The 24679-nt window shown below is 59.0% G+C and carries 23 protein-coding genes, 6 tRNA genes and 1 pseudogene; 15 read left to right on the top strand and 15 right to left on the bottom strand.

What is annotated here, in order from left to right:
• Window positions 1-71: 71 nt before the first annotated feature.
• Complete coding sequence (locus F8N44_RS12695; protein WP_122592796.1) at window positions 72-1088, bottom strand: outer membrane protein assembly factor BamD; 1017 nt, start codon at window positions 1086-1088, stop codon at window positions 72-74.
• A gap of 151 nt (window positions 1089-1239) precedes the next feature.
• Between F8N44_RS12695 and rluD the strand changes: the two genes are divergently transcribed.
• The 11 genes and pseudogenes from rluD (at window position 1240) to F8N44_RS32180 (ending at window position 8376) form a co-directional block, all read left to right on the top strand.
• A complete protein-coding gene (gene rluD / locus F8N44_RS12690; RefSeq protein WP_016986220.1) occupies window positions 1240-2202 on the top strand; it encodes a 23S rRNA pseudouridine(1911/1915/1917) synthase RluD in 963 nt (320 codons plus the stop codon).
• A complete protein-coding gene (gene pgeF / locus F8N44_RS12685; protein ID WP_150650543.1) occupies window positions 2199-2921 on the top strand; it encodes a peptidoglycan editing factor PgeF in 723 nt (240 codons plus the stop codon). Before rluD ends, pgeF begins: the two co-directional genes overlap by 4 nt.
• Window positions 2922-3051: 130 nt before the next feature.
• The gene (gene clpB, locus F8N44_RS12680) at window positions 3052-5616 is read left to right on the top strand and encodes an ATP-dependent chaperone ClpB (protein ID WP_064118713.1); all 2565 of its coding nucleotides are present in this window, start codon (window positions 3052-3054) and stop codon (window positions 5614-5616) included.
• 298 nt (window positions 5617-5914) lie between these two features.
• Window positions 5915-5990: transfer RNA gene (locus F8N44_RS12675), tRNA-Asn, on the top strand.
• Window positions 5991-5999: 9 nt separating this feature from the next.
• Window positions 6000-6076: transfer RNA gene (locus F8N44_RS12670), tRNA-Pro, on the top strand.
• A 5-nt stretch (window positions 6077-6081) separates the two neighbouring features.
• Window positions 6082-6157 (top strand) — tRNA-Lys (locus tag F8N44_RS12665).
• A 97-nt stretch (window positions 6158-6254) separates the two neighbouring features.
• Window positions 6255-6331, top strand: a tRNA-Pro gene (locus tag F8N44_RS12660).
• Between the two features lie 5 nt (window positions 6332-6336).
• Window positions 6337-6412, top strand: a tRNA-Lys gene (locus tag F8N44_RS12655).
• Window positions 6413-6509: 97 nt separating this feature from the next.
• A tRNA-Pro gene (locus F8N44_RS12650) sits at window positions 6510-6586 on the top strand.
• A 164-nt stretch (window positions 6587-6750) separates the two neighbouring features.
• Window positions 6751-7521 (top strand): annotated as a pseudogene (locus tag F8N44_RS32185) (MCP four helix bundle domain-containing protein); the annotation flags it as partial.
• Window positions 7513-8376 carry a methyl-accepting chemotaxis protein gene (locus F8N44_RS32180; protein ID WP_412071513.1) on the top strand — a complete coding sequence of 288 codons (864 nt, stop codon included), beginning with the start codon at window positions 7513-7515 and terminating at the stop codon, window positions 8374-8376. The pseudogene F8N44_RS32185 and the gene F8N44_RS32180, both read left to right, overlap by 9 nt.
• A gap of 62 nt (window positions 8377-8438) precedes the next feature.
• Here the strand turns inward: F8N44_RS32180 and F8N44_RS12640 are convergent, their stop codons facing one another.
• The 5 genes from F8N44_RS12640 to F8N44_RS12615 form a co-directional block, all read right to left on the bottom strand.
• On the bottom strand, window positions 8439-8846 hold the full coding sequence (locus F8N44_RS12640; protein ID WP_127929823.1) for an EF-hand domain-containing protein: 408 nt from the start codon (window positions 8844-8846) through the stop codon (window positions 8439-8441).
• A 286-nt stretch (window positions 8847-9132) separates the two neighbouring features.
• Window positions 9133-10431: an NAD(P)/FAD-dependent oxidoreductase gene (locus F8N44_RS12630; RefSeq protein WP_016986237.1), complete on the bottom strand. Its 1299-nt coding sequence runs from the start codon at window positions 10429-10431 to the stop codon at window positions 9133-9135.
• Between the two features lie 63 nt (window positions 10432-10494).
• Entirely contained in the window at window positions 10495-10668 is a 174-nt protein-coding gene (locus tag F8N44_RS12625) for a DUF3094 domain-containing protein (RefSeq protein WP_007909875.1), read from the bottom strand.
• Between the two features lie 51 nt (window positions 10669-10719).
• The gene (locus F8N44_RS12620) at window positions 10720-11247 is read right to left on the bottom strand and encodes an MOSC domain-containing protein (protein ID WP_150650541.1); all 528 of its coding nucleotides are present in this window, start codon (window positions 11245-11247) and stop codon (window positions 10720-10722) included.
• Window positions 11244-11870: a DUF1780 domain-containing protein gene (locus tag F8N44_RS12615; protein ID WP_007909887.1), complete on the bottom strand. Its 627-nt coding sequence runs from the start codon at window positions 11868-11870 to the stop codon at window positions 11244-11246. Before F8N44_RS12615 ends, F8N44_RS12620 begins: the two co-directional genes overlap by 4 nt.
• Before the next feature lie 117 nt (window positions 11871-11987).
• Between F8N44_RS12615 and F8N44_RS12610 the strand changes: the two genes are divergently transcribed.
• Together F8N44_RS12610 and F8N44_RS12605 are read left to right on the top strand one after the other, a co-directional pair.
• A complete protein-coding gene (locus F8N44_RS12610) occupies window positions 11988-12677 on the top strand; it encodes an energy-coupling factor ABC transporter permease (protein WP_150650540.1) in 690 nt (229 codons plus the stop codon).
• A 65-nt stretch (window positions 12678-12742) separates the two neighbouring features.
• The gene (locus F8N44_RS12605; protein WP_007909901.1) at window positions 12743-12958 is read left to right on the top strand and encodes a hypothetical protein; all 216 of its coding nucleotides are present in this window, start codon (window positions 12743-12745) and stop codon (window positions 12956-12958) included.
• Window positions 12959-12963: 5 nt separating this feature from the next.
• On the opposite strand, the gene yacG is transcribed toward F8N44_RS12605, so the two are convergent.
• Genes yacG through pilB form a run of 5 tightly spaced genes read right to left on the bottom strand, consistent with a single transcriptional unit; the run spans window position 12964 to window position 17575 of the window.
• Window positions 12964-13164, bottom strand: coding sequence for a DNA gyrase inhibitor YacG (gene yacG / locus F8N44_RS12600; protein ID WP_150650539.1), 201 nt, complete (start codon window positions 13162-13164; stop codon window positions 12964-12966).
• Complete coding sequence (gene coaE / locus F8N44_RS12595) at window positions 13161-13784, bottom strand: dephospho-CoA kinase (protein WP_150650538.1); 624 nt, start codon at window positions 13782-13784, stop codon at window positions 13161-13163. Before coaE ends, yacG begins: the two co-directional genes overlap by 4 nt.
• A complete protein-coding gene (locus tag F8N44_RS12590; RefSeq protein WP_150650537.1) occupies window positions 13781-14653 on the bottom strand; it encodes a prepilin peptidase in 873 nt (290 codons plus the stop codon). Before F8N44_RS12590 ends, coaE begins: the two co-directional genes overlap by 4 nt.
• Before the next feature lies 1 nt (window position 14654).
• Entirely contained in the window at window positions 14655-15872 is a 1218-nt protein-coding gene (locus F8N44_RS12585) for a type II secretion system F family protein (protein WP_016986242.1), read from the bottom strand.
• Window positions 15873-15874: 2 nt separating this feature from the next.
• On the bottom strand, window positions 15875-17575 hold the full coding sequence (gene pilB, locus F8N44_RS12580) for a type IV-A pilus assembly ATPase PilB (RefSeq protein WP_150650536.1): 1701 nt from the start codon (window positions 17573-17575) through the stop codon (window positions 15875-15877).
• Between the two features lie 226 nt (window positions 17576-17801).
• On the opposite strand from pilB, the gene F8N44_RS12575 reads away from it, so the two are divergent.
• Together F8N44_RS12575 and F8N44_RS12570 are read left to right on the top strand one after the other, a co-directional pair.
• A complete protein-coding gene (locus tag F8N44_RS12575; RefSeq protein ID WP_038369043.1) occupies window positions 17802-18233 on the top strand; it encodes a pilin in 432 nt (143 codons plus the stop codon).
• 297 nt (window positions 18234-18530) lie between these two features.
• Window positions 18531-18884, top strand: a complete 354-nt coding sequence (locus F8N44_RS12570) for a BON domain-containing protein (protein ID WP_150650535.1) — start codon at window positions 18531-18533, stop codon at window positions 18882-18884.
• A gap of 271 nt (window positions 18885-19155) precedes the next feature.
• On the opposite strand, the gene F8N44_RS12565 is transcribed toward F8N44_RS12570, so the two are convergent.
• The 4 genes from F8N44_RS12565 to F8N44_RS12545 form a co-directional block, all read right to left on the bottom strand.
• Window positions 19156-19452, bottom strand: a complete 297-nt coding sequence (locus F8N44_RS12565) for a DUF2845 domain-containing protein (protein WP_150650534.1) — start codon at window positions 19450-19452, stop codon at window positions 19156-19158.
• Window positions 19452-22403 carry a DUF748 domain-containing protein gene (locus tag F8N44_RS12560; RefSeq protein ID WP_150650533.1) on the bottom strand — a complete coding sequence of 984 codons (2952 nt, stop codon included), beginning with the start codon at window positions 22401-22403 and terminating at the stop codon, window positions 19452-19454. Before F8N44_RS12560 ends, F8N44_RS12565 begins: the two co-directional genes overlap by 1 nt.
• 219 nt (window positions 22404-22622) lie before the next feature.
• Window positions 22623-23639 carry a class I SAM-dependent rRNA methyltransferase gene (locus F8N44_RS12550; RefSeq protein ID WP_150650532.1) on the bottom strand — a complete coding sequence of 339 codons (1017 nt, stop codon included), beginning with the start codon at window positions 23637-23639 and terminating at the stop codon, window positions 22623-22625.
• Between the two features lie 162 nt (window positions 23640-23801).
• Entirely contained in the window at window positions 23802-24671 is an 870-nt protein-coding gene (locus F8N44_RS12545; protein WP_150650531.1) for an oxygenase MpaB family protein, read from the bottom strand.
• Window positions 24672-24679: the final 8 nt, after the last annotated feature.

Here is a 24679-nt window from a genome sequence, read left to right as displayed (position 1 = left end):
CACAGCCTATTAATGCGCGGCAATAAAAAAGGGAGATCCGCAGATCTCCCTTTTCTGTACTGCCGGTGCGATCAGTCGAACACGCCGAAAGTCATGTAGCTGAACCACGAGCGGTCGGTGCTGCTCGACTCAGGCTCTGGTTCTTCGATCACGTCACCGTTTTCGTCCTTAGGCTTGAGCTCGTTCGGGATCGCGTCTTTCGCGTCCTGGAACTGCTTCTGCACGTCCTGGTTGGCGCGGGTTTCACCCGGCGGCAGCGGTGGACGCGACTCGATCAGACCCAAAGTCGCCTTGCTCAGGAACGAACGGTTATCGGCTTCGGCAACCCGTGGCACGAACTGGCCGTCTTGCAGGCTTGGGTGGTTCGGGTAGTTGAGCTTCAGGGTTTCCAGGCTAGTGGTCGCCAGTTCGTCCAGGTGCAGACGCTGATAGGCTTCAGTCATCACCGCCAGACCGTCGCCGACCGATGGGGTTTCCTGGAAGTTTTCCACCACGTAACGACCACGGTTGGCAGCGGCTACATAGGCCTGACGGGTCAGGTAGTAGTCGGCCACGTGAATTTCGTAGGCCGCCAGCAGGTTGCGCAGGTAGATCATGCGCTGCTTGGCGTCCGGCGCGTAGCGGCTGTTCGGGTAGCGGCTGGTCAGCTGGGCGAACTCGTTGTACGAGTCGCGCGCGGCGCCCGGGTCACGCTTGGTCATGTCCAGCGGCAGGAAGCGCGCCAGCAGGCCGACGTCCTGGTCGAAAGAGGTCAGACCTTTCAGGTAGTACGCGTAATCCACGTTCGGGTGCTGCGGGTGCAAACGAATGAAACGCTCGGCGGCAGACTTTGCAGCTTCCGGCTCGGCGTTCTTGTAGTTGGCGTAGATCAGCTCCAGCTGTGCCTGATCGGCGTAGCGACCGAACGGATAACGCGACTCCAGAGCCTTCAGCTTGGCTGTGGCGCTGGTGTAGCTATTGTTGTCCAGGTCAGTCTGAGCCTGCTGATACAGCTCGGCTTCGCTGAGGTTTTCGTCTACGACTTCCTTCGATGAGCAAGCAGCGGTCAATGCGAGGATGGCGATCAGCAGCAGGTGTTTCACTTGCATGGCGGCTTGCGTCCCTATGACGGCCGCTGTCTTGGGCGGGGCCGTCCTGTTATGATGAGCGCCCCGTTGAAAAGCCTCGGGGCAAAAGACGCCGTATTTAACCACAAGCGCGCAGCCGAAACCAAAAGCTGTGCCGACGCACAGTCAGAGCATGTCCGATAAAATTGAACTTCGCGCAGAGGTGCCGTCCGAATTGGGCGGCCAACGCCTCGATCAAGTCGCTGCCCAACTCTTCGCTGAGCACTCTCGCTCGCGCCTTTCCGCCTGGATCAAAGAAGGTCGCCTGACTGTGGACGGGGCGGTCATCCGCCCGCGCGACATCGTGCACGGCGGTGCCATCCTTGAGCTGACTGCCGAGCAGGAAGCCCAGGGCGAGTGGATCGCCCAGGACATCGAACTCGACATCGTCTATGAAGACGACGACATTCTGGTGATCAACAAGCCTGCGGGCCTGGTGGTGCACCCGGCTGCCGGTCACGCCGATGGCACGCTGCTCAATGCTTTGCTGCACCACGTGCCGGACATCATCAATGTCCCGCGCGCCGGTATCGTGCATCGTCTGGACAAGGACACCACCGGTCTGATGGTGGTGGCCAAGACCATTCAGGCGCAGACCAAACTGGTTACTCAGTTGCAGAGTCGCAGCGTCAGCCGTATCTATGAGTGCATCGTGATTGGTGTGGTCACCGCCGGTGGCAAGATCAACGCCCCGATCGGTCGCCATGGCCAGCAGCGCCAGCGCATGGCGGTGATGGAAGGCGGCAAGCCTGCCGTCAGTCACTACCGCGTGCTGGAGCGCTTCCGCTCGCACACCCACGTACGGGTGAAGCTGGAAACCGGTCGTACTCACCAGATTCGCGTGCACATGTCGCACATCAACTTCCCGTTGGTCGGCGACCCGGCGTACGGCGGTCGTTTCCGCATTCCGCCAGCCGCGAACCCGACGATGGTTGAATCCCTCAAGCATTTCCCGCGTCAGGCCCTGCACGCGCGCTTCCTTGAGCTGGATCATCCGACGACCGGTGAGCGCATGAGCTGGGAATCGCCGCTGCCGGAAGATTTCGTCTGGCTGCTGACCCTGCTCAAGCAGGATCGCGAGGCATTCGTCGGATGAACTGGCTGACGCCGGACTGGCCTGCGCCGGCCAGCGTCAAAGCCTGCGTCACCACCCGCGAGGGCGGTGTCAGCGAGGCGCCGTTCGACAGTCTCAATCTGGGCGATCATGTTGATGATCGTCCTGAGGCTGTGGCCGAGAACCGTCGGCGCCTGACCGAGCACTTCTCTATACAGCCTGCCTGGTTGCAGCAAGTACACGGGATTGCCGTGGCGCATGCGGATCCGGGCATTGTTGCGACCGCAGACGCCAGCTGGACAGCAACGCCGGGTATCGCCTGCGCGGCGATGACGGCGGACTGTCTGCCGGCATTGTTCTGCGATCGTGCCGGCACCCGTGTCGCGGCGGCTCATGCCGGTTGGCGGGGGCTGGCGGCGGGTGTGCTGGAAGCTACCCTCGACAGTCTCGATGTTCCGGCCGCAGAAGTGCTGGTCTGGCTCGGCCCTGCCATCGGCCCGCAAGCCTTTGAGGTCGGCCCGGAAGTTCGAGAAGTCTTCGTCAAGCAATTGCCGGAAGCGGCATCAGCCTTCGTGCCAAGCCACAATGCTGGCAAGTTCATGGCTGACATCTATCTGCTGGCGCGTCTGCGTCTGGCTGAGCGGGGTGTCACAGCTGTTTATGGTGGCGGTTTCTGCACCGTGACTGATCCACGCTTCTTCTCTTATCGCCGTGCGTCGCGCTCTGGCCGCTTTGCCTCCCTCGTTTGGCTCACCCGCTAGACTTGCCTGACCTGAATCAACTCTCTGACGCTTGAATCTCCCAGAATCGACCGCATCTATAGGGGTATCTGGCAGGTTTCTTTATTCAGGATGGTTTTTAGGTCCGGCCTGCTCAAAAGGAAGGTGACTTATGCGAATAGACCGTTTAACCAGCAAATTACAGTTGGCCTTGTCCGACGCCCAGTCGTTGGCCGTCGGCCACGATCATCCGGCCATCGAGCCGGCGCACTTGATGCAAGCCATGCTTGAACAGCAGGGTGGTTCGATCAAACCTCTGCTGATGCAGGTGGGCTTCGACGTCAACAGCTTGCGTAAAGAGCTGACCAAAGAGCTCGACCAATTACCGAAAATCCAGAACCCCACTGGCGACGTCAACATGTCGCAGGATCTGGCGCGCCTGCTCAATCAGGCTGACCGTCTGGCCCAGCAGAAGGGCGACCAGTTCATCTCCAGCGAACTGGTGCTGCTCGCGGCGATGGACGAGAACAGCAAGCTCGGCAAGTTGCTGCTCGGCCAGGGCGTGAGCAAGAAAGCCCTGGAAAACGCGATCAACAACCTGCGTGGCGGCGAAGCGGTGAATGACGCCAACCACGAAGAGTCGCGCCAAGCGCTGGATAAATACACCGTCGACCTGACCAAGCGCGCCGAAGACGGCAAGCTTGATCCGGTGATCGGTCGTGATGACGAAATCCGTCGCACCATTCAGGTTCTGCAACGCCGCACCAAGAACAACCCGGTGCTGATCGGCGAACCTGGCGTGGGTAAAACCGCGATTGCCGAAGGTCTGGCCCAGCGCATCATCAACGGCGAAGTGCCGGACGGCCTTAAAGGCAAGCGTCTGCTCTCGCTGGACATGGGCGCGCTGATTGCCGGTGCCAAGTATCGCGGTGAGTTCGAAGAACGCCTGAAATCGCTGCTCAACGAGCTGTCGAAGCAGGAAGGGCAGATCATTCTGTTCATCGACGAACTGCACACCATGGTCGGCGCCGGTAAAGGCGAAGGCTCGATGGACGCCGGCAACATGCTCAAGCCAGCACTGGCTCGCGGCGAGTTGCACTGCGTCGGCGCGACCACGCTTAACGAGTATCGCCAATATATAGAGAAGGACGCGGCGCTCGAGCGGCGCTTCCAGAAAGTATTGGTGGATGAGCCGAGCGAAGAAGACACCATCGCTATCCTGCGCGGCCTTAAAGAGCGTTACGAGGTTCACCACAAGGTGGCGATCACTGATGGCGCGATCATTGCGGCAGCGAAGCTCAGCCATCGCTACATCACTGACCGGCAGTTGCCGGACAAGGCCATCGACCTGATCGACGAGGCCGCCAGCCGCATTCGCATGGAAATCGATTCCAAGCCGGAAGTGCTCGATCGTCTGGAGCGTCGCCTGATTCAGTTGAAGGTCGAATCCCAGGCGCTGAAGAAAGAAAGCGACGAAGCGGCGATGAAACGTCTGGAAAAACTCCAGGAAGAAATCGTCCGTCTCGAACGCGAGTATTCCGATCTGGAAGAAATCTGGAACTCGGAAAAAGCCGAGGTGCAGGGTTCTGCGCAGATTCAGCAGAAGATCGAACAGTCGCGTCAGGAGCTGGAGGCCGCGCGCCGCAAAGGCGACCTCAATCGCATGGCCGAATTGCAGTACGGGGTGATCCCGGATCTGGAACGCAGCCTGCAAATGGTCGATCAGCACGGCAAGAGCGAAAACCAGCTGCTGCGTAGCAAGGTGACTGAAGAAGAAATCGCCGAAGTCGTATCGAAGTGGACCGGCATTCCCGTGTCGAAAATGCTCGAAGGCGAGCGCGACAAGCTGATGAAGATGGAGAGCCTGTTGCACAAACGGGTGATCGGTCAGGAAGAGGCAGTGGTCGCTGTGGCCAATGCAGTTCGGCGTTCGCGTGCCGGGTTGTCCGACCCGAATCGTCCGAGCGGCTCGTTCATGTTCCTCGGCCCGACCGGTGTCGGTAAAACCGAGCTGTGCAAGGCGCTGGCCGAATTCCTCTTTGATACTGAAGAAGCGATGGTGCGAATCGACATGTCCGAGTTCATGGAGAAACACTCCGTGGCTCGCCTGATCGGTGCGCCACCGGGATACGTCGGCTACGAAGAGGGCGGTTACCTGACTGAGGCGGTACGTCGTAAGCCTTATTCGGTGATCCTGCTGGACGAAGTCGAGAAGGCGCACCCGGATGTGTTCAACATCTTGCTGCAAGTGCTTGAAGATGGTCGTTTGACCGACAGCCATGGCCGCACGGTGGATTTCCGCAATACCGTGATCGTCATGACCTCGAACCTCGGCTCTGTGCAGATTCAGGAACTGGTCGGTGATCGTGAGGCTCAACGTGCTGCCGTAATGGATGCGCTGACGTCGCACTTCCGTCCGGAGTTCATCAACCGGGTCGACGAAGTGGTGATCTTCGAGCCATTGGCGCGGGATCAGATCGCGGGCATTACCGAAATCCAGTTGGGCCGTCTGCGCAGCCGTCTGGCCGAGCGCGAACTGAAGCTGGAACTCAGTCCGGAGGCGATGGACAAGCTGATCGCTGTTGGTTACGACCCGGTGTATGGCGCACGTCCTTTGAAACGGGCGATTCAGCGCTGGATCGAAAACCCGTTGGCGCAGTTGATCCTTTCGGGTCACTTCATGCCAGGCGACACGGCAACCGGCAAGGTCGAGAACGACGAAATCGTTTTCAACTGAGTCCAAGCGCCAATGAAAAATTGGGAGGCCCTACATCGTAGGGCCTTTTTTTTCGTTAGGCTGTTGAACTCAAAGGAAAAGGCTTGTAAAGTGCGCCCCGCAGTCAGTCGCCAAGACGGTCTCAGCTCACTGAGTTGAAATCTGAAATAAGTTGCAAATCATTAACTTGAAAGCAATTTAGGGGGTTGACAGAGGTGTTCTAGGTTGTAGAATAGCGCGCCTCAGACACACGAACGCAGCGATGCGAACGAGTGACTGGAAGCAGTAAGTTTCACCGTTGTAAATTGAAATATGTAGTTCCGTGATAGCTCAGTCGGTAGAGCAAATGACTGTTAATCATTGGGTCCCAGGTTCGAGTCCTGGTCACGGAGCCAATTTCAAGCCGGGGTATAGCGCAGTCCGGTAGCGCGCCTGCTTTGGGAGCAGGATGTCAGGAGTTCGAATCCCCTTACCCCGACCATTTTTGGGTCGTTAGCTCAGTTGGTAGAGCAGTTGGCTTTTAACCAATTGGTCGTAGGTTCGAATCCCACACGACCCACCATTTTTGAAACCAGTTAGCGCTGGGATCGAATCTTAAGATCAGAGGCCAAAAGCGCTGATCGAAGAAGGCGATCTTTGAAAGGTCGCCTTTTTTTTACCGGGGTATAGCGCAGTCCGGTAGCGCGCCTGCTTTGGGAGCAGGATGTCAGGAGTTCGAATCCCCTTACCCCGACCATTTTTGGGTCGTTAGCTCAGTTGGTAGAGCAGTTGGCTTTTAACCAATTGGTCGTAGGTTCGAATCCCACACGACCCACCATTTTTGAAACCAGTTAGCGCTGGGATCGAATCTTAAGATCAGAGGCCAAAAGCGCTGATCGAAGAAGGCGATCTTTGAAAGGTCGCCTTTTTTTTACCGGGGTATAGCGCAGTCCGGTAGCGCGCCTGCTTTGGGAGCAGGATGTCAGGAGTTCGAATCCCCTTACCCCGACCATATTAAAAATCCTCGTATCGAAAGATACGGGGATTTTTTTTGTCCGACAAAAACTCATTTCTCCTTCAAGTCGTCATACAACCTGCCGATAGCCCGCTAACAAGAGGGGACTGCCATGGCTTCGCCCCTTGAATCTGGCCAATACAAGAATAAGGGCGTTCGTCATGTTGCTTCGTCAGTTGAATATTGCTCCCCGGGCTGCTCTGGGATTTGCCCTGATCGCGGTGTTGGTGGCATTGCTCGGCGTTTTTGCGCTCGGGCAGATGTCGAGTATTCGCGACAGTGAAGTCGCGGTAGAAAACCAGTGGCTGCCGAGTATTCGTGGTGGCGACGAGATCCGCGAGATCATGCTGCGCATCCGCACCATCTCGCTGCGCATGGCGCTGGATCAGGATCCGGCCAACATTGCGACTTACCGCAGCCAGATGGACACCCGCGACAAGGAGCTGAGCGAGAAAATCGCCGCCTACGACAAACTGGTCGACACCCCGGAAGGCCAGCAGCTATACGACCAGTTCAAAAAGACCTTCGCCGCGTATCGCAGTGGTATTGCTCAATCCTTCACCCTCGCCGAGCAAGGCAAGCGTGATGAGCTGACCAGATTGTTGCTGGTCGACATGAAAACCGTCGTCGATGGCTCCGGCAAACAACTTAACGACCTGGCGGACCTGTTCGCCAAACAGGTCGCCGCCGAAAGCCAGAAGTCCGCTGCGCACTACGAAAATTCGCGGACGATTGTCAGCTTGTTCATTGCCTTGGCCGCGCTGGCCACGGTGGCACTGGCGATGATGCTCACGCGCAGTATCGTTCGTCCGCTGAGCAGCGCCGTCAGCGCAGCAGAAAGTGTCGCGCAGGGCGATCTGACCCGGCCGATCGAAACCCATGGCAACGATGAAGTCAGCCGTTTGCTCAAAGCCTTGGCGACCATGCAGCAAAACCTGCGTGAGACGCTGCAAGGCATCAGCGGCTCGGCCACGCAACTGGCGACCGCTGCCGATGAACTCAATGCGGTGACGCTCGACAGCACACAGGGGCTGCAACAACAGAACAATGAAATCGAACAGGCCGCGACCGCCGTCAACCAGATGACGGCAGCGGTGGAAGAGGTCGCACGCAATGCGGTGTCGACCTCTGACGCGACTCGTCAGTCCAGCGAGTCGGCGCATTTGGGGCAGGTGCGTGTCAGTGAGACCGCCACCGCCATCAACGCACTGGCCAGTGATGTGCAACAGACCGGCGAGTTGGTGAAATCACTGGCCAACCAGTCGCAGGACATCGGCAAAGTGCTGGACGTGATCCGGGCGATTGCCGAGCAGACCAACCTGCTGGCGCTTAACGCGGCGATTGAAGCGGCGCGCGCCGGTGAGAGCGGGCGAGGCTTTGCCGTGGTCGCCGATGAAGTGCGGGCGCTGGCTTATCGTACGCAGCAATCGACGCAGGAGATCGAGCAGATGGTCCAGGGCATGCGCAGCGGTTCGAGCCTGGCGCTGGATTCGATGCACGCCAGCACGGCGCGGGCGACGACCACGCTGGCGTTGGCTGAGCGCGCCGGTGAGGCGCTGCAAACCATCACCGCGTCGGTGCATGAGATCCATGAGCGCAATCTGGTGATCGCCAGTGCCGCCGAAGAGCAGGCGCAAGTTGCCCGCGAAGTGGATCGCAACCTGGTGAACATTCGTGATTTGTCGGTACGCTCGGCCGCGGGTGCCGACCAGACCAGCGCGTCCAGCCATGAGTTGTCGCAACTGGCCAACGCCTTGCAGGGCATGGTGCGGCGCTTCCAGTTGTAAGCGAGCACATATAAAAAAGCCGCGCTTCTCACGGGAGAGCGCGGCTTGGTTTTTTCTGCTGATCAGGCGCCGTCTTGATCCTTCAGGTGTTCGAACAGGCCTTTTGGCATCTTCTTGCCGTTGGCTTCAAAGTTGGCCTTCACGTTGTCGTAGGCCTCTTGCTCGTCAATGAAACCGTCATGGTTGGTGTCGATCTTGTCGAAATCGGACTTCGGCGCGACTTTGAGGAATTCGGCGCGGGAGACCTTGCCGTCGCCATCGCTGTCAGTCTTGGCCATCGAAGCATCGCCACATTTGCCTTCACCGCATTTGCCTTCCGGCGCTTTCACCGAGGTTTCCGCCGAGGCGACCATGTAGCCCTGTGCCAGTGGCTGGGCGGCAAACACCGAACCGGACAACATCAGGCCGCCAGCCAGTGCGGCGCCGATCAGGCCAATGGATTTTTTACCGAGGGTCGAAGTACGGGACATTTACATTCTCCTGGCTGCGCAACGCAACCACACGTTAAGGACGATTGCCTGAGCAGGTGTCGCTCGGGTGTGGCCATTAGGCGGTGGCGGTGTATCGCGACTGTGTCGCGCAGCGGGGGAGTTTGTAAGCGAAGGTGGGGAAAGCGAGGCGGGATACAGTACGAAACAGATCTTTCGATCAACACAAAATAATGTGGGAGCGAGCCTGCTCGCGAAGAGGTTGTATCAGTCGACATTTTTGTCGTGTGACACACCGCATTCGCGAGCAGGCTCGCTCCCACAGGTTTTAGTGCAGTTTCAGACGCGGCTCAGTGCCACGGCCAATCTTGCTGCCCAGCATCAACATCGCCGTGCGGAACGGCCCGTACAGCGCCATCTGGTGCATGCGATACAGCGACACATAAAACATCCGCGCCAGCCAGCCTTCGAGCATCACACTGCCGGTCAGGTTGCCCATCAAGTTACCCACAGCCGAGAAACGCGACAGCGAGATCAGCGAGCCGTAGTCGGTGTACTTGTACTCCGGCAGGGTCTTGCCTTCGATGCGCAGCTTCAGCGATTTGGCCAGCAACGATGCCTGTTGGTGCGCTGCTTGCGCCCGTGGCGGCACATTCCGGTCGGTGCCCGGTTGCGGGCACGCGGCGCAGTCACCGAAAGCGAAGATATTCTCGTCGCGGGTGGTTTGCAGAGTCGGCAGTACTTGCAGTTGATTGATGCGGTTGGTTTCCAGGCCATCGATGTCCTTGAGGAAACCCGGTGCGCGAATACCGGCAGCCCAGACTTTCAGGCTGGCCTTGATCTCGTTGCCGTCGGCGGTGATCAGGCTGTCGGCGGTCACTTCGCTGACCGAAGCGTTGGTCATCACATTGACCCCGAGTTTCTCCAGGGTCTTGTGCACCGGCCCGCTGATGCGCTCCGGCAGGGCTGGCAGTACCCGTGGGCCGGCTTCGATCAGGGTGATGTGCATGTTTTCCGGTTTGATCCGGTCCAGGCCATAAGCCGCCAGTTCGTGCGCGGCGTTGTGCAGTTCGGCCGCCAGCTCGACGCCAGTGGCGCCAGCGCCGACGATCGCCACGCTGATCTGCTCAACCACATCGGTTTGCCCGGCGTGCGCACGCAGATAGTGGTTGAGCAGTTGCTGGTGGAAGCGCTCGGCCTGTTTGCGGGTATCGAGGAACAGGCAATGCTGCGCCGCGCCCTGCGTGCCGAAATCATTGGTGGTGCTGCCGACGCTGATCACCAGCGAGTCGTATTGCACTTCCCGTGCAGGCACCAGTTCTACGCCGTTTTCGTCGTAGGTCGCTGCCAGCTGGATTTTCTTCTGTGCGCGATCGAGCCCGCTCATGCGCCCCAACTGAAACTCGAAGTGGTTCCATTTCGCTTGGGCAACATAGTTGAGTTCGTCTTCGGAGGAGTTCAGCGATCCGGCGGCCACTTCGTGCAACAGCGGCTTCCAGATGTGCGTCAGGTTGGCGTCGACCAACATCACACTGGCTGTGCCGCGCTTGCCCAGAGTCTTACCCAGGCGGGTAGCCAACTCCAGACCGCCGGCGCCGCCGCCGACAATAACAATACGATGGGACATGGGGATAACTCGCAAGGTTTTTAAAGGAAATCGGTGTCGTTGCCCAAGCGAGCGCGAGGCAGCTCATAGCGTCAGGTAACTGATAAATCGGCTCAACAGGCCCAGACCAATGGTCACTGCCAGCACCAGCACGAGGAGCATCCACGGCCGGAAAGGTCGGCGCTCGACTCGGTGTTGGGACAGTTGCAGGTACTCTTCGACATGTTTCTGGTCTTCAGGGTTCAGGCGGCTGGTCATATTTGCCTCGTCAGGTAGACGTTGCTGAATGGGCAGAAGCTACAGCGGTTTTTATCCGGGGTTGAACGCAGCATAGCCGCTGTCCGGAACCGGCTCGACGCTGACCCGGTCTTCGAGGCGAATAATCCCGCTTTGTAACACCCGCGCAGTAATTCCGCCATGCCCGCGCACGGCTTGAAAGGTGCCGGGGCCAAGGTTGTTCTGCAAACGTGCGCAAGGCTGACACCAGCCCGTGGTTTCGAATATTGCCTGACCGATGCGAAAGCGCCGACCCTTGAGGCTAAACAAATTGATACCGCTGATAACGAGATTGCGCCGCAGGTCTTCAGGTTTCACCGGTTGATTGTCGGGGCGCCCCATCAAGGCGTTGATCACCGCCAGATGTTCCCACTGGATCAGGGTCACCTGCCGTGCGTTGCGCACACCGGGGCGAGCGTGATCGCCGGTCAGTCCCGCTTCCAGCCGTGCCTCCACTGCATCGAGTTCGATCATCGGCCCACGGGATTCAGGGCGCACGCCGATCCAGCGCACTCGACCGGTCTGTGGCACATGGGCGATCAATTGCTGCAGCGGCGTCACAGGCTGATCCCGACGTCAAAGACAATGCTGCGACCGAGGTTGCTGCGCAGAAAATCCGGCGCATCCGGGTGGGCGAACAGCACACGGGCAAAGGTCGGGCCGACCAGAGACAATGAACGCCAGCCCTGGCGCAGATATTCGGTCGGCGGCGGGAAATGGCTATTCAGATCAAGCACCTCACGTTTAAGACTGGCGAAGGCGATGATGTCCAGTTCGCCCAGGTCCATTCCGCGTTCTTTGTAGTTGTGCGCTTTCTTGCGCAGGGTCGGCGCCAGTCGCAGCAAAAACTCGTTGGCCGGGATCCGTTTAGGCTTGGCTTCGCGACGCACCAGTTGGCTGAGGGAAAAAGCGCTGCGGCGTCGCTGCAATTCATCGCGCCATTCGTCGTTGAGCCGGCGCCCCTCGTCGAGCACGAAGAACACCTCGAAATTGGCATCGCGAAACAGCACGTCCGGCGGTTCGCCGGCCGGCGCGAATTCGTCGGCGCGGTAGGGAATGTTCAGGCCTTGCAGCAGGCGCTGGCAGACCCAACGCTCACGCTCCCATTTGCGGGCATTGGACAGAAAGGCGTTGGCCTGCTCGGCCGCGATGGTCAGCAGGCGTAAATAATCTGAGTCATCCATAGGCCCAAGCTTAGCGTTCAAATGCGACAAGCAGATAGCTTTGCTTGGCTGATGCTCATCGGGTGGCGGTGTAGACTGCGGCGAAGGACATCAACCCACGGATAAAGTGAGGGAATCATGATCGGTGCCGAACTGTTGTCCTCGGCGAGCCTGACGCTCGGCTGGCTGATTTATGTGCCGGTGCTGCTCTGGGCGATTGTGCGTGCGCCGTGGGTCGAGTTGTTCAGTGACAGTCGGCGTCAGCATCTGTTGTTTGGCACCGTGTTCGCGTTGTTTCTGTTGTGGCTGGTGCGCAGGGATTTCGACACGGGCGTGTCTTATCACTTCATCGGCATGACGGCGGTAACGTTGCTGCTGGACTGGCCGCTGGCGATTGTCGGTGGCATGGTCGCGCAGATCGGTCTGGTGCTACTGGGCCGTCAGGATCTGCTGGCCGTCGGGGTCAATGGTTCGCTGCTGATTCTGTTACCGGTGTTGATCACCGAATGTGTAGCGATCGTCGTCGAGCGCGCACAGCCACGTAATCCGTTCGTTTATATCTTCTGCTCCGGTTTTTTTGCCGCCGCGCTTTCAGCGTTGCTGTGCCTGATCCTGAGCCTGACGTTGCTGTGGTACGACGGTCTCTTTGCCATGCCGGAATGGCTGGAAGATTTCGTCGGTTATCTGTGGCTGCTGCTGTTTCCCGAGGCGTTCATCAACGGCATGGTCGTCAGCGCGCTGGTGGTGTTCTGCCCGGAATGGCTGGAGACCTTCAACCGCACGCGCTACCTTTCGGCGCCGTGGAAGGACGACGATCCGAAGTCTTGATCCATATCAAACCCGCCGCGCGCGGGAAATTTCATGCTCGCGCAAATCTCTTCAGGAGCAGCGGCATGAGTGTTTACGAGTGGGCAAGGCAGGAAACCCGGCAGAGTCTGGACATGGCGCAGGAGGTGGGCTTTGACCCGGGGTTGAGTTTGCGTGCCTTGCTCAGTGCGGTGGTGCAGCAGAGCAAGGCGGTGCGCAACGCCGAAGACCTGGCCGACGAGTTGCGCTTTCTGGCGGAAAACCTCGACGACGATCAGGACTACGGCTTTATGCGGCCCTGATCGGATCAGTGGCGCGGATCGAAGTCGCCGGAAAACAGTTCGTCCTCGGCATCCGGTGCGACCGGGATCTTGTGTTCTTCCGACGCCCAGGCGCCGAGGTCGATCAGTTTGCAGCGATCGGAACAGAACGGCCGAAACTTGTTCTCGGGAGTGTATTCCACGGGGGCGCCGCAGGTCGGGCATTCAACGGTGGGGATCTGGCTCATGCTTGGCCTCCGGATAAAGTCAGGTAAAAGTGATGCAGGCGTTCGACTTCGCTGTGCAACCAGGCGAGGTCGCGGTCATTGACCACCACGTCGTCGGCACGGCTCACACGGTCTTCGCGGCTCGACTGAGCCTTGAGGATCGCCTGAACCTGCTGCTCGCTGGTCTGGTCGCGCTGTAAGGTGCGTTCGATTTGCAGTTGTTGCGGAGCGTCGATCACCAGGATGCGCTGGGTGATTGCGTATTGCCCGGATTCGATCAACAGCGGCGAAACCAGTATCGCGTAAGGCGATTTTGCCAGCGCCAGGTGATGAGCGATTTCCTCGGCGATCAACGGATGCAGCAGGGCTTCGAGCCAGCGGCGTTCTTCCGGCACCTCGAAGATCAGCTTGCGCAGGGCCGCGCGGTCCAGTGTGCCATCGGCCTGCAAAACACCAGGGCCGAAGTGCTCGGCAATCTTCGCTAGCGCCGGACGCCCAGGCTCAACCACCCAGCGCGCCGCATGATCGGCATCTACTACGTGCACGCCGAGGTCGATGAAGTGCTGGGCCGCCGCGCTTTTGCCGCTGCCGATGCCGCCGGTGAGGCCGAGAATCCAGGGTTTTTCCACAGGGGTATTCATTTCAAACCGACAAACTGCCAATAGAAGTCGGTTATTTGACCACCCCAGAGCAAGGCAATCCAGCCGGCAATGGCCAGATAGGGGCCGAAGGGGATCGGCGTCGAGGTTTTCTGCTCGCGCAGACGCAGCAGAATCACCCCGATGATGGCGCCGACCAGCGATGACAACAGGATCGTCAGCGGCAGAATCTGCCAGCCGCCCCATGCCCCGAGCAGCGCCAACAGCTTGAAATCACCGTGGCCGATGCCGTCCTTGCCGGTCAGCAGCTTGAATAGCCAGAACACTGACCACAGCGCCATATAGCCCGCTACCGCGCCCCACAACGCATCGTGCAACGGCACGAAGACGCCGAAACTGTTGACGATCAACCCCAGCCACAGTAGCGGCAGCACCAGCACATCGGGCAGCAGTTGATGTTCGGTGTCGATCAGACTCATCGCCAGCAAACCCCAGGTGAGGACGATCAGCAGGCACGCCGGCCAGCCAAACCCCAGATGCCATGCAATGAATGCCGAGAGCAGCCCACAGGCCAGCTCGGTCAGCGGATATCGTTTGCTGATAGGTGCAGCGCACGCGGAACAGCGCCCCCGCAGCCACAGGTAACTGAGCAGAGGAATGTTTTCCCAGGGGCGGATCCGGTGGGCGCAATGCGGACATTCGGAGTGCGGCAGCATCAGGTTGTAGGTGGGCAACGGCGCTTCGCCGGACAAACCGAGCACGTCGTGGGCTTGCTGGCGCCAATCGCGCTCGAGCATTTTCGGCAGGCGCCAGATCAGCACGTTAAGGAAGCTGCCGACCACCAGACCCAGCAGCAGGGCGGTAAAGACAAAGGCCAGCGGATACAGGGCAAACAATTCGTCGATAGGCATGTCAGATCGCTGAGCCGAGCTGGAAGATCGGCAGGTACATGGCCACCACCAGCCCGCCGACGATAACGCCTAGTACCACCATGATGAACGGCTCCATCAGGCTGGTGAGATTGTCGACCATGTTATCCACTTCTTCCTCGTAAAAGCCTGCAACCTTGTCGAGCATTTCATCTAGCGCCCCCGACTCTTCGCCAATCGCGGTCATCTGCACGGCCATGTTGGGAAAGACCCCGGTGCTGCGCATCGAAAAATTCAGCTGCATGCCGGTAGAGACGTCCTGGCGAATGCGCAGCACGGCACGCTTGAAGACAACGTTACCGGTGGCGCCGGCGACCGAGTCGAGTGCTTCCACCAATGGCACACCGGCAGCAAACGTAGTGGAAAGGGTTCGGGCGAAACGGGCTACCGCTGACTTGTACATCAGCGTGCCGACCAAGGGCAGTTTCAACAGCCAGGTGTCTTTGCGATCACGTAGCGCCTGGGAGGTTTTCAGTGCGTGACGGGTGCCGAAAATCGCCGCGACCAGCGCGCCGAGAATCGCCCACCACCATTGCTGCATGAATTCCGAAAGGCTGATCACCATCAGGGTGAAGGCCGGTAACTCTGCACCGAACCCCGAGAATACCGACTGGAATTGCGGCACCACTTTAACCAGCAGAATTCCGGTCACGACCGCTGCGACCAGTACGACGGCGGTGGGGTAGGTCATGGCTTTTTTGATCTTGGCCTTGAGCCGTTCGCTTTTTTCCTTATAGGTTGCGACCCGTTCCAGCAACGTGTCGAGGGCGCCGGACTGCTCGCCGGCATCGACCAGGTTGCAATACAACTCGTCGAAATACTGCGGCTTCTTGCGCAGGGCTGTGGCGAAGCTGTTACCGGCCGCGACCTCCTGTTTGACCTCGTCCACCAGCTTGCGCATGGCCGGGTTTTCGAAGCCTTCGCCAATGATGTCGAACGACTGCAGGAGCGGCACGCCGGCCTTCATCATGGTCGCCATCTGCCGGGTGAACAGGGCGATGTCCTGGGCCTTGATGCGTTTGCCAAAACTCAACAACGACGCGGATTTTTTGCGCACCTTACCGGGATTGATCCCCTGTTTACGCAGTTGTGCCTTGATCAGTGCAGGGTTCTGTCCACTGAGTTCACCGGTGACCTTGCTGCCTTTCCTGTCCGTACCTTCCCAGGCATAAATACTGATTTTCGCTGCCTTGACCGCCATGTTCAGTCCTTGGTGACCCGGTTGATTTCTTCAAGGCTGGTGATGCCTTGCATGGCCTTGTGCAGCCCGGAGGTGCGCAGGTCGTCGAAGCCGTCACGGCGCATCTGCAGGTCGATTTCAAGCGAATTGCCTTCGGCCATGATCAAGCGTTGCAGCTCCGGTGTGTTTTTCACCACTTCATAAATCCCCACGCGTCCTTTGTAACCGCCGTTGCAGAGATCGCAACCGACCGGCTCGTAGATCGTGAAATGGCCGATGCGTTCCTCGGGGAAACCTTCCTTGATCAAGGTTTCGCGGGGGATCTCGATGGCTTTCTTGCAATGGCTGCACAGCTTTCGCGCCAGACGCTGTGCGATGATCAGGCTGACCGAGGTGGCAATGTTGAAGCCGGGAATGCCCATGTTGTGCAGGCGAGTCAGGGTTTCCGCGGCGCTGTTGGTGTGCAGGGTCGAGAGCACCAGGTGACCGGTTTGGGCGGCTTTGATTGCGATCTCGGCGGTTTCCAGATCGCGGATCTCGCCGACCATGATCACGTCCGGGTCCTGCCGTAGAAACGAGCGCAGCGCCTGGGCAAAGTCGAGGCCCTGTTTGGGATTGACGTTGACCTGGTTGATGCCTTCCATATTGATCTCCACCGGGTCTTCGGCGGTGGAAATGTTGATGTCGACGGTGTTGAGAATATTCAAGCCGGTGTACAGCGACACGGTTTTACCCGAACCGGTGGGCCCGGTGACCAGGATCATGCCCTGTGGCTGCTTGAGCGCGGCCATGTACAGGTCTTTCTGCACCGGCTCGTAGCCGAGCGCATCAATGCCGATCTGCGCACTGGACGGGTCGAGAATCCGGATCACCACTTTTTCGCCCCACAGGGTCGGCAGGGTGTTGACGCGGAAATCGATCGACTTGCTTTTCGACAGGCGCATCTTGATCCGCCCGTCCTGCGGTTTGCGCCGTTCCGAAATATCGAGACTGGCCATGACTTTCAGGCGTGCGGCGATGCGCCCGGCCAGTTGAATCGGTGGCTTGGCCACCTCGCGCAAGATGCCGTCAGTGCGCACCCGTACCCGGTAGTTCTTCTCGTAGGGTTCGAAGTGCAAGTCGGAAGAGCCGCTCTTGATCGCATCAAGCAGCATCTTGTGAACGAAGCGCACCACCGGCGCATCGTCGGCGTCGAGACCGGCGATGGCGTCCTGTTTGTTGTCGTCGACGGATTCGACATCGAGGCCATCAAGATCGACATCGGCCATGTCCTCCAGACCGCTGGCGTGGGTGTCGAAGAATTTTTCGATGGCATCGCTGAGCTTGTCGTCCTCGACCAGAATGGCTTCGGTGCTCAGCCCGGTGCTGAACTGAATGTCGTTGATCGCTTGATGATTGCTCGGATCGGAAATGCCCACGAACAGTTTATTGCCGCGTCGCCACAGGGGCAGGGCGTGATGCTGGCGCACGAGTTTTTCGCTGACCAGGCCTTTGGGCTGGGTTTCCTTGTCGAGACAGTTGAGATCAAGGTACGCCATGCCGAAATGTTCGCTGGCGATCTCGGCGACCTGTGAGCTTTTCACCAGTTTGTTTTGCACCAGATAGCTGACCAGCGACAGGCGATTGCGCTGGGCCTGTTGCCAAGCTAGCTGGGCAGCTTTTTCCGTGAGCAGTTCGGCCTGCACCAATTGCTTGGCCAGACCGCTCAGAGCGATGTCATTCATGGGGATTCCGCACGCTTGCAGTTCATGACTTATAGCCTAGTCAAGTGACAGCGCCAAACACGGCCAGTGCAGGTGACAAAAAGTGTCAGATAGTGCGGTTGCGGGTTGTAGGAAATGGCGTTGTATGTGGTTCGCGCCCAAGGGGCGGGGCCTCGAAGGCATTGGCATGGCCTATGCTGCTTCCCTTTCAGATCATGAGATTTCGACTCATGCATGGAGCGTGTCTATGAAAAAACAACAAGGTTTTACTCTGATCGAGCTGCTGATCGTGGTGGCGATCATCGGGATTCTGGCGACCATCGCCCTGCCACAGTATTCCAAGTATCAGGCGCGGTCGAAGGTAACGGCGGGGCTGGCGGAAATCAGTGCGCTGAAGGTGCCGTTTGAAGACACCATCAACCAAGGCACAAATCCTACCCTCGCAATCGTGAAGGGGGATGCGGTGACCACTACATCCAACTGTGCATTGTCGGCTACAGGTACCGCTGCTGACGGCGCGGGATCGATCGTGTGTACGATCGCCAATGCCCCGGCACCAGTGCTGGGTAAAACCATTACGCTGACGCGCTCTTCGGGTACCGGCGCCGGTGTCTGGAGCTGTGCTACCACGGTGGCACCGGACTATTCGCCAAAAGGCTGCACCGCCAGCGGTACATAAGTTGAATGTGTGCTGAACAGAATGCCCCGCCATGCGGGGCATTTTTCATTGCGCAGCCGTTCACAAAAGCTTCAATAATTTCAGCGTCTTAGGAACTTTCTAAAAAACCGCAACTTGCATGTGAATATTGCGCATGTCATGCAAATTGCATGATTTCGAAAATCTGGGTTAAACATAAGTCATTGATTTATAAGGATATTGGTCTGGTGGAAAAGTTGGCACAGCGTTCGCAACTACCTTGGTAACCCTGCTGACAAGACAACCAGCAGACTTTCCAGAAAAACAGGAGTTACTCGTATGAAGAAGTTCGCTATCACTGCCGCTGCTGCTACCGCGCTGACCCTGACCATGACCGGCGCTTTCGCACAAACCACCCAGGCTACCCAGGCTCCAATGACTCTGGCCGCCGGTGAAGTCACCAAGGCGAAAGAAGCTACTTCCGACACCTGGATCACCACCAAAGTCAAAAGCGACCTGGTAACCGAAAAAGGCATTCCTGGTACCGACATCAAAGTCGAAACCAACAAAGGTGTTGTGTCGCTGTCGTCGACTGTTGCGGTGACTGACGCTCAGAAAGCGACCGCTGTCGCAATCACCAAGAAAATCAAAGGCGTCAAAGCGGTTTCCGCTGACGGCCTGAAAGCCGAGTAAGGCATGACTTCTCGCCTGGACCGGGAGAAGACGCGACAGACGGGCCGAGCAATACGTCTGCCGCAACTTTAGAGTTCATGCGAACGGTCACACGGATGTGACCATTACAGGCCCCGCCACTTGTGTCGGGGCCTGTTCTATTTCAGAGACAACACAAAACAATTGTGGGAGCGAGCCTGCTCGCGAATGCGGTCTGTCAGCCGACGAAGATGTCGACTGATACAACGCCTTCGCGAGCAAGCTCGCTCCCACATGGGATAAGTGAGTTGGTTTAGTTACCGCGTTTGCTGTTGATCTGTCGCAGGCGATTGCCTTCGAAACGCAGGTATTGATACATGCCGTTGCTCGGGCCGTAAGTCCATTCCTCTACCTGGAACTCCTCGCGGCGATTGGCGCTGCGCTTGTAGCCCAACACATCGCGGCTGACCGGATCACCGCACTTTTGCAGGACTTCGCTGGAGCGGTCACCGAGGCTGATCAATTGACTGCCGCAGCGCAGGGTATCGGACGCAACGGCATGGCTGGCAGCGAGCGCCAGTGTCAGCGCGGCCAGCCATTGGCGCTTCATCACTCGGCATCCAGATGCATTTGCGTCACCACGCGGCCATCGCTCTCGGCTTCACCGAGATTGGCGTCGATGAAGTACACACGGTCGTCTGCGAGTTGGCCTTTATCGACCAGATAATCCTTGATGCTGCTGGCGCGGTCCTGGCCCAACTGACGCAGCAGCACATCGCTGCCACTCCAGAACTTGATCACGCCTTCGCGCATCTTAGCCGTGCGTTCTTCCTTGCCCAGATCCTTCCATTCGGCAGGCGGCTGGGTTTTCAGACGGGTCCGATAGATGCCTTCGAGCAGTGGGCCTTTCTCCCCGTCCGGGACCTGAATCAGTGACGCCTGAGCCGGAACTTTATCGCCGCGACGCTGGAGCATCTTGTAGTAGTTGTACTGGTATTCACGTTCCAGACGTTGCTCGGCGAGCAACGGGCCGTCACTGCTTTTGGCCGCGGTGCCTTCGATTTCCAGGCGCAGGGCCGGACGTTCCTTCAATGCCTGAGACAGTTTGACCAGCGCCGCTTCGGCATCCTTGCTCAACTCGCTGGAACCCGGTGCAAACGAAACAGTGCCAAGGTCTTGCGAACTGCCGCCACTGATCAGCCCGCCGATCATCTTGAACGGCGCAGCAGCCGCTTTGACGATCAGGTTGCGCAGGGTCTGCCAGACAATCGGCATCACACTGAATTGCGGGTTGTTGAGGTCGCCGGTCACCGGCAATTCGATGGAGATTTTGCCGTCGACGTCCTTGAGCAGGGCAATCGCCAGTTTCAACGGCAGGCTCACGGCATCCGGGCTGTCGACCTTCTCACCAAGTTGCAACTGCTCGACCACCACTTTGTTCTCGGCTTTGAGCTGGCCCTTGGTAATCAGGTAGTGCAGGTCGAGGTTGAGCCGGCCCTTGCGGATGCGGTAACCGGCGAATTTGCCGGAGTAGGGCGTCAACGTCGTCAGTTCGACGCGTTTGAAACTGGTGGCGATGTCGAGGCTGGCCATCGGGTCGAACGGATTGACCGCGCCCTTGATGGTCACCGGTGCATAACGGTCGACCTTGCCTTTGATGTCGACGCTGGCCGGTTTCGCCTGACGGCTGTCGATGGTGCCAATCTGGCCGTTGAGCTGCTGCACGGCAGTGGCGAAGTTCGGCGTCAGGCTGAAGTCGGCGAAGTTGGCCGAGCCGTCGTTGATGGCGATGCCACCGATGTGAATGCCCAACGGTTTCTCGTTGCTGGCCGGTTTCGCTGCGGTGGTTTTCGCGCCACTGTCGGCCGGTTGCGGGATCAGCAGGTCGTCGATGTTGGTGGTGCGATCGTCGTTGATCATGAACCGCACATAAGGCTGGAACAGGTTGACCTTGTCGATCGACAGACTGTCGCCGTGCTGATAGTTCAGGCCTTCGACCACCACTTGCTGCCATTTGAGGAAGTCGCGGGTTTTCAGGGTGTCGAGGGTGTGCAGTTGATCGATCTGCGCGCGCCCGGTGACGCTGAGCGCCAGCGGTTCGGTGCTCTTGAGGTTGACCTTCAGGTCACTGCCGAGCATGCCGCTGCGCAGTTCCAGACGAATGAACGGATTGATGTAGGACTGCGCGACGCGCAGGTCGATGTCCTGGGTTTTCACGTTGAGCTGGGCATTGACCGGGGCGAGATTGACCGTGCCGTCGGCCGTGATCTTGCCTTGCTTGCCCACGCCGCTGTCGAGCTTGAGCTGGAAGGGCGAACCGTTGAGGCTGTCGAAATCCTGCAGGTCGACGTTCAGTGGGGTGATGTCCAGTGCTACTGCCGGTTTGGCCGAGCGGTCGGCCAGATGCACGGTGTAGTTGCGCAATTGCACGTCTTTGAGCAGCACTTGCCAAGGCTTGCTCGGCGCAGTCGGTTCAGCTTTCGGCGAGTCGGCAGCGGCTGGCGTGTTCGCCGGTTCTGCGGCGGCTTTGGCGGCAGGTTTGGACGGTTGGCTGGCGAACAGTTTCTGCCAGTCCAGCTGGCCGTCGGCTTCAAGGGCAGCCCAGGTTTCCAGTTTGTTGCTGCGGATCTTGCCAACCACGACTTGTTGCTTGGCCAGATCCACCGAAGTTTCGCTGACGTCGAGGCGCTCGAGTTTCGCCAATGGACGCCCGTCCGGGGCTTTGATGGCAAACGGCGCGATGCTCACCGCCACGTTGTTCAGCAGCAGTTCGGTTTCTTTCGACAGATTGAGTTTGTAGTCGCTGCTGAGGCTGATCACGCCGTCTTCGAGCACCAACGGCACCGAGTCACGCACGTAGGGCCAGAAGGCTTTCATCTTGCCGTCAGTGACTTTCAGGGTGCCTTCGGACGTGAACGGGATCAGGCTGAAATTGCCGCTCCAGTCGATACGCCCGCCGGCCGGGCCGATGGCGACCAAGGTCATGTCGGCGCTGTCTTCGGGCAGGGTGCTGAGGTTTTTCAGTTCGAAGCTGAGGTCGTCGTAGAGAAACTCGATGGGCTCGCTCGGGCGCACGTCTTCAAAGTGCACGACACCGCCGGCCAGTTTGATGTTGTCGATGCGCAGCGGGAACGGTTTGGCATCCGGGTCGGCCGGTTTCGGCTCACTGGCCGGCACATTGAACAGGCCGAGCAGGTTGAGTTTGCCGTCTTTGGCGAAAAGGATTTCGGTTTTCGGCTTGTCCAGCTCGATGTTGGCCAGATGCAGGGCCTTGGTCCACAGGCTGTCGATTTGCAGGTCGGCGTACAGGCGATCGAAGCCGACCTGTTCCTTGCCCGGCTCGCCGATGACCAGTCCCCACAGGGTGACTTCAAGGCTGAACGGGTTGAGCTCGATACGCTGGATGTGCGCAGGCACCGTCGCGTAATTGGCCAGTTGTTGATTGGCCACACGCAGGGCGATGCCCGGCAAAATCAGAAACCCCAGCAGGCTGTAGAGGGCCAGAGCAGTCAACAAGGCGCCAATCGCGCGAATCAATCCTTTGGGCATGTGCGGCTTCATCTGTCTGAATCGGAGTGCCTTGGAGTATGGCACGCGATTCTGGTTCCGAAGTACCTCGCATGGGGCAGGATTGTTCAGATTTCTCTGTAATCACAAACACTGTGGGAGCGAGCTTGCTCGCGAAAGCGGTCGTTCAGTTGATAAATATGCCGACTGACATGACGCCTTCGCGAGCAAGCTCGCTCCCACAGGGGGATAGTTGTTAGCCGTACGCAAGTGTCACAGCTGCAGGATCAGGGTTTTCAGCGGCGGTTGCTGATCCATGGACGGGAAGTCCGCGCCGGGAGTCATCACGCTCCACTCACGCACCGGGCGTCCGGCCTTCTCGGCGCAGCGCAGCACCTGTTCGCGCCAGTCGTCCATGCTGACTTTCGCCAGGTTGTTGCAGCAGATCAGCACGCCGTTGTCGGCGGTGGTCAGCAAGGCCGGTTTGAGCAGGCTCTGATAGTCGCGCAGCAGGTCGACAGTGCCGAATGCGCTCTTGGCCCAGGCGGGCGGATCGAGCAGGACCAGGTCATATTGGCGCTGATCGAGGCGTTGGTAGCTCGGCAGTTTCTGCCCGCGGCGCTGGCTGATCGGCAGTCCGGCGAGTTGGCGGATGGCCGGGAAGTAGTCCGACTGGATGAACTGCATCTGCGGCAATTGCGGGTTGAGCAGACCGTTTTCGCGGCCCACCGCCAGATTGCCTTCAGCGAAATCCAGATTGCACACTTCACTCGCGCCACCGGCGGCTGCGCTGAGGCCGACGCCGCAGGTGTAAGCGAACAGGTTGAGCACGGATTTGCCCTTGGCGTGATCCTTGACCCAGCCACGGGTGTTGCGCAGGTCGAGGAACAGCAGCGGATCCTGCCCGGCATGACGCCCGCGCACACGGTAGTTCAAACCCCATTCGTGACCGACCAGATCGGCCAGCGCTGCGTCTTCGGCTTTGTAGACGCTGTCTTCACGATCAATGCGCGAATTGCCACGGGAGCGGTCGTTGTAAACCAGCAACGTTTCCAGGCCCAATGTTTGATTGACCATGGCGTGCAGTTGCAGCAGGTCATCGCGTTCGAGCGTCTGGTGGAAGCTCTGCACCAGCAGTTGCGGGCCGTAGCGGTCGATGGTCAGACCTCCAGCGCCTTCCTGGCTGCCGTGGAACAAGCGATAGCAATCGGTGCCTTGGCGGTGCAACTCGGCCAGCAGATCCTGGCGTTGATCGAGGGCGGCGCGCAGCGCCTGATTCAAGGAAGACATGCGGGCGCCTTGCTGGAGAGAATGGGGGCGCGGGAGTTTAGCAGCTTGGCGGGGAACCGAGTTGCTGCCTTCGCGAGCAAGCTCGCTCCCACAGGGGATCTATGCTGCAAATCATATCTCCTGTGGGAGCGAGCTTGCTCGCGAAGGCGTCCGACGAAGTTTTCAGCTCAAGCCCATCCTGCGTTTCGCTCGTTGCACCGAGCCATTGCGCATCGCCCAACGCAACATCGGTGCGCTGCGTCGAACGCTGGCGCGAATCAACTGGCGTTGCAGCGAACTCTGCCGCACATCGAGCATGTCGCTGGCCCAGTCTGGCAGCAGATCAATGCCAGCCTTCATCATCAGATCACCAAACGGTCGCGCCAGAACACTGGGTGCCGGTGCGTCGAGCAGCAGGCGCAAGACTTCGCGGCTGCGCTCATCGCACAGCAACTGTGGGCGCATGCGTTGCAGATAGTCGGCCACGGCTTGCCGTGATTTCGGCACATCCCGTGCGCCCAGGCGTTCGGCAATCACGGCGATTTCCGCGTAATAACGATCCTGATCCGCCCCCGACAACTGGGGATTGCGATAGCGCAAATGTGCTGCAAGAAAGTTACTGACCTCGGCCACGTGCACCCATGTCAGCAAATCCGGATCGCTGGCCGCGTATGGCCGACCATCCGGCGCGGTGCCGACCACTTGCAGGTGAATGGTGCGCACCTTCTCGATCAGCCAGTCGGCGTCCTTTCGCGAGCCGAACGTAGTGCCGGAAACAAACTGACTGGTGCGGCGCAAGCGCCCGAGCATGTCCTGACGAAAATTCGAATGATCCCAGACCCCGGCCAACGCCAGCGGATGCAAGGCTTGCAGCAACAACGCGCTGATGCCGCCGATCAACATGCTGCTGAAATCGCCGTGCACCTGCCAACTGACCGAATCCGGGCCGAACAGGCCGGGGTCGCCCTTGGGGTTTTCCAGGTCGAGTTGGCCGAGTGACAGCCCGGTCAGGCTCATCAGTTGGTTTTCGATACGACTACGGATGAATTCCATGACTACTC

The organism is Pseudomonas fluorescens, assembly GCF_902497745.1.
GTDB lineage: Bacteria > Pseudomonadota > Gammaproteobacteria > Pseudomonadales > Pseudomonadaceae > Aquipseudomonas > Aquipseudomonas fluorescens_BM.
Note: the sequence above shows the minus strand (reverse complement) of the source record. Positions and strands in the feature narration are given on the sequence as shown.